Origin of the sequence: Vibrio qingdaonensis, assembly GCF_026191675.1 — a bacterium.
Lineage (GTDB): Bacteria > Pseudomonadota > Gammaproteobacteria > Enterobacterales > Vibrionaceae > Vibrio > Vibrio qingdaonensis.
This window is the reverse complement of the sequence record NZ_JAKRRY010000081.1, coordinates 1-4,175: the sequence shown is the minus strand read 5'-3', so window position 1 is coordinate 4,175 and position 4,175 is coordinate 1. Positions and strand designations below refer to the sequence as shown.

The 4,175-nt window shown below is 40.0% G+C and carries 6 protein-coding genes; all 6 read left to right on the top strand.

From position 1 onward, the window contains the following. Positions 1 to 124: 124 nt before the first annotated feature. Entirely contained in the window at positions 125 to 550 is a 426-nt protein-coding gene (locus tag MD535_RS25080; protein WP_265677991.1) for a bifunctional diaminohydroxyphosphoribosylaminopyrimidine deaminase/5-amino-6-(5-phosphoribosylamino)uracil reductase RibD, read from the top strand. Between the two features lie 124 nt (positions 551 to 674). Then, positions 675 to 1,157: a tetratricopeptide repeat protein gene (locus MD535_RS25075; protein ID WP_265677990.1), complete on the top strand. Its 483-nt coding sequence runs from the start codon at positions 675 to 677 to the stop codon at positions 1,155 to 1,157. Between the two features lie 233 nt (positions 1,158 to 1,390). Then, positions 1,391 to 1,633 carry a hypothetical protein gene (locus MD535_RS25070; RefSeq protein ID WP_265677989.1) on the top strand — a complete coding sequence of 81 codons (243 nt, stop codon included), beginning with the start codon at positions 1,391 to 1,393 and terminating at the stop codon, positions 1,631 to 1,633. A 129-nt stretch (positions 1,634 to 1,762) separates the two neighbouring features. Next, a complete protein-coding gene (locus MD535_RS25065; RefSeq protein WP_265677988.1) occupies positions 1,763 to 2,527 on the top strand; it encodes a hypothetical protein in 765 nt (254 codons plus the stop codon). A gap of 150 nt (positions 2,528 to 2,677) precedes the next feature. Further along, on the top strand, positions 2,678 to 3,172 hold the full coding sequence (locus MD535_RS25060) for a GNAT family N-acetyltransferase (RefSeq protein WP_248010729.1): 495 nt from the start codon (positions 2,678 to 2,680) through the stop codon (positions 3,170 to 3,172). Positions 3,173 to 3,306: 134 nt separating this feature from the next. Further along, the gene (locus tag MD535_RS25055; RefSeq protein WP_265677986.1) at positions 3,307 to 4,083 is read left to right on the top strand and encodes a hypothetical protein; all 777 of its coding nucleotides are present in this window, start codon (positions 3,307 to 3,309) and stop codon (positions 4,081 to 4,083) included. Positions 4,084 to 4,175: the final 92 nt, after the last annotated feature.

Here is a 4,175-nt window from a genome sequence, read left to right as displayed (position 1 = left end):
CGCAACGCGTGGCATTTTCACTATGCGTTGCGTTTAGTGTTTAAGGTGGTATGCGGCAGCTTCGGTATTGCGTCGCTCACCCCTTAACAGGGCGTTATATGCCTTATCGAATGGATACGAAATAATGTCAGAAGCTTATATGCTTAGAGCGTTGGAAATATCGAAATTAGCCTTGCCTGAGTGTACTCCAAATCCGCCCGTTGGTTGCGTACTCGTAGATGGCAATAGCATTGTTTCCGAAGGCTTTACTCAAGCAATCGGTGGTAATCACGCAGAAGTTCAAGCTCTCAATACGTATGACGGAGCGATGGATAATATTGTAGCCTATGTAACGCTTGAACCTTGTTCATTTATTGGCAGGACGCCAGCGTGCACAAATACTCTTATTAAATCTGGCATCAAACGGGTAGTTGTGTCCATGTTAGATCCAGATCCTCGCAATAGCGGTAAAGGTGTGGCAATTCTCAAGGAAGCAGGAATCGACGTGGAAATTGGTTTGTGCAGCAAGCAAGTCAGTCAGTTTCTTAAGCCATATTTGGGTAAGTCGTAGGGGCATATAACAAACTACTCAAGTGGACGCCATAAGCTTGGCGGTTTTGGTTTGAAGTTAAGTGCGCTTGGTAAGTCAATCGATAGCGCCACTTAGCAGGGCGTTATAAGCTTCGAGGAAAATTATGGAAAGTATCATCAAACAAGCAATTGAATTGCGGAAACAGGATAAGTATCAAGAGTCGAGAGCTTTGCTAAAAACGCTGCTAAACGATGAAACTTATTCTGCTAAAGCTCACTTGCAAATTGCTTGGTCATACGACAACGAAGGTAAAGAGCAAGAAGCAATTACTCATTATCAGTCATCTCTTTCAGGTCTCTTATCGTCGGTAGAAAGGTTTGATGCTTTGTTCGGGCTAGCGAGTACCTATCGAAGTCTGGGCATGTATTCTGAGGCGTTAAGCTATTTTGAGCAAACTCTAAGAGAGTACCCTAGTTCTATTGAAGTTCAGCCTTTCTATGCCATGTGTCTTTACAACTTGGGGCGCCATAAAGAAGCAACATCATTATTACTCGATCTTTTAGTATCAACCACGAACAGTGATGCAATTAAAGAGTATCAGCGAGCTATTTCTTTATACGCAGAAGATTTAGATAGAACGTGGTAAAACGAAACACGCGTATAACAAACGCTTTAAGTGCGATTCGTAAACGTGTGCCGAACTCGCTATCGCTCAAACATGGCACACGTTCACTCACGCCTTAAGCGTGCGTTATGAGCTTAGGTGCGTAATTTGGAGTCACTCGCACAATGCGTATTGGTAATATCCATCGGTGTAATTGTAGCTTAGAGTTTCAGGGCGTGTTTTGTGATTCTTACTCAATTAAATAAGGTGATGGGATGGATTTTAAGTTTTTTAACAAAGACGGCGGATATACGTATCTAAATGTTGATTCTGGCACATATAAAGAAGAGTCAGAGCAGTTAATAGCACAGGGCTTTGTTGAGCAATCATTAATAATTACAGCGGATAGTGCCGAGGAAGCGGAAACTATATACAAAAGTGAGCATCAAGGTTTTTTCAAAAAGCTAAATATGCTTTTGGGTCCATTTATCACACCCGGATATCATCGTTCTAAGTGAAAACGCACATAACAAACTACTCAAGTGGACGCCATAAGCTTGGCGGTTTTGGTTTGAAGTTAAGTGCGCTTGGTAAGTTGGTCGTTAGCGCCACTTAGCAGGGCGTTATAACTTTTCGAGGTTTTTACTATGAGTCGTCATGAAAAAATAGACGTTGAATCGTTTATTGATGGATTTATTCAATCTATCGAAGGTCAACGAATTGATGATAACTTGCCTCAGGAGGTTAATTTCAATAATGCTGATTATGTTATTAACTTTGCCGAGCACCTAATCGAACTAAAGTGCTTGGACGAGAACCAGATTGAAAATAACTCCTTTCTTAGAAACGTCTTCAATCGTCATCAAGAGCATTGGTCATACTTGAACTCAGTAGAAGCAAAAAGTAAAACACCAGAAAAATTAGCACGTGAAACCGTAGACAAATTTAAAGTCGAAGTTGAAAACGCAATGTATTCGAGAATAAAGAAAATCATAACCAAAGCAAATAAGCAGCTAAGAGAAACTAAGGATTACTTTGGATACGAGGATTATAGTGGAACTATATGGATTGTTAATGACAACAACACAGCATTGAGCATTGAAAGTCAGGTTAACCTTGTTTCAAGAGTTCTCAATGGGAGCAACTATTCAAATATACAGTCTGTTGTTCTTTCCAACGTGAACATGCATGTCGTTAGTGAAAGTAAGACATTACCACACTTATTTTGGGTTCCGGTTTTCCGGGACAGTGCTGATGAAAAAGTGCAAGGTTTAATGTATTTCTTAGGAGAATGCTGGAAAATTTATTTGTCGAAAAATTATCCACTTAAAATTGACCTAGACAACGCAATTGATACAAAAGAGCAAGGGCTAGATTACTTATACAAATTTATGAATTTGCAAAGTAGCTAATATCGGGGACAAAGTTATAACAAATTGCTCAAGTCGACAGCTAACGCTTGGCGGTTTTGGTTTGGTCAAGTTTAGTGATTACGTGGCTTTGCTTGGGTGTTGTGTTCGTTAGCTGCAACTTAGCAAGGCGTTAGGCATCATGGAGGATGCATGATAATTAGAGAAATAGTTGAGTCCGATATTCAGCAAATGGTGGCTATTTATAACCACTACGTCGAAACTACATCTGTGTCGTTTGAAGAAACACCGATCAACGCTGCGACATTAAAAGAGCGAATTGAAATTGTTACCTCGGCAGGTTTACCTTGGCTTGTCGCCGAAACCAACGGACAAATTGAAGGTTATGCTTATGCTGGCCAATGGAACAAACGTTCCGCATATAAATATACCGTTGAACCCTCTATATATATTGCCGTTAACAACATTGGTAAAGGGATTGGTAAAGCTCTGTACACCTATTTACTCGCTTCCTTAAAAAGTAAAGGCATTAAAAATGCTATAGGTGTAATCGCCCTACCAAACCCAAGCAGTATTGCATTACATGAGAGTGTGGGCTTTAAAAAGGTTGGCGAGTTTGACCGAATCGGAGTTAAGTTTGGGCAAGAAGTTTCCGTTGGGTACTGGCAACTAGCCCTAGATGCCTAACAAGCGCTTCAAGTTGATTCGTAACGCTTGGCGGTTTTGGTGGGAATTTTGGTTTGTGTGATTACGGTTTAAAATTTGGCTTCAGTGGTGCGTAACTCACAACTTAAGCGGGCGTTAGCTATCAAAGGTGTATAATGAAAATTCTCAGCTGTTTGATAATGTTAGTCATAATATCGTTTTCGACTATAGCTGGTCAGATCTCGTTGCCGGAATGTGAAGTAAGAAATCCATTGAAAACAGAGTTACATTTCTACGTAAGTGAACAAGTTCTTGACGAATATTCTAGGGAATTTGTTGGAGCAAAAATTAACTCATGGGTAGCTTACTCTAATTTAACCTTGGAAAATTCTTGCATTCCTATAGTAAGAGAAGCTACACACATAGAATATGTTACAGCGATGGATTCTACTTGGTTTCAGGACGTCAATGCAGCAGAAGCATTATTGAAGCTAAATTTAAAACGAGAACTGCCCGAAGTAAATGAACGAGGTGAGCCAATATTTACTGCAATTGTGTTTTCTAATTGGTTGGAAAGCCATGAGTCAAAGTGGTGTGGGTACAGTTCAAACTCATCGTTTACCTATACAATTGCATTGAATTGTCCAGATCATGTTATGGAGCATGAAATTGGGCATTTGAGTGGTGCTTCACATGATATAAGAACGTTAAAGGAGGCTGATGAAAATTTTGATTTGGAAGAGTACTTTAGAAGTTACTATCCACCCAAAAAGAGCTATGCACTTGGTTTTGTTTGTTCACAGCGTGGAACAATTATGTCTTATGAGGAAAATGTAATACCTGTGTATTCGAATCCAGAAGCTAAGTTTGATGGGACGGCGTGTGGGCGGGTGGAATTTGCGAATAATAGCCAAGTATTAAGAGATTTTGCTAGAAAGTACGCAAAAAAATAGCTAACAAACTACTCAAGTGGACGCTATAAGCTTGGCGGTTTTGGTTTAAAGTTAAGTGCGCTTGGTAAGTTAATCGTTAGCGCCACTTAGCA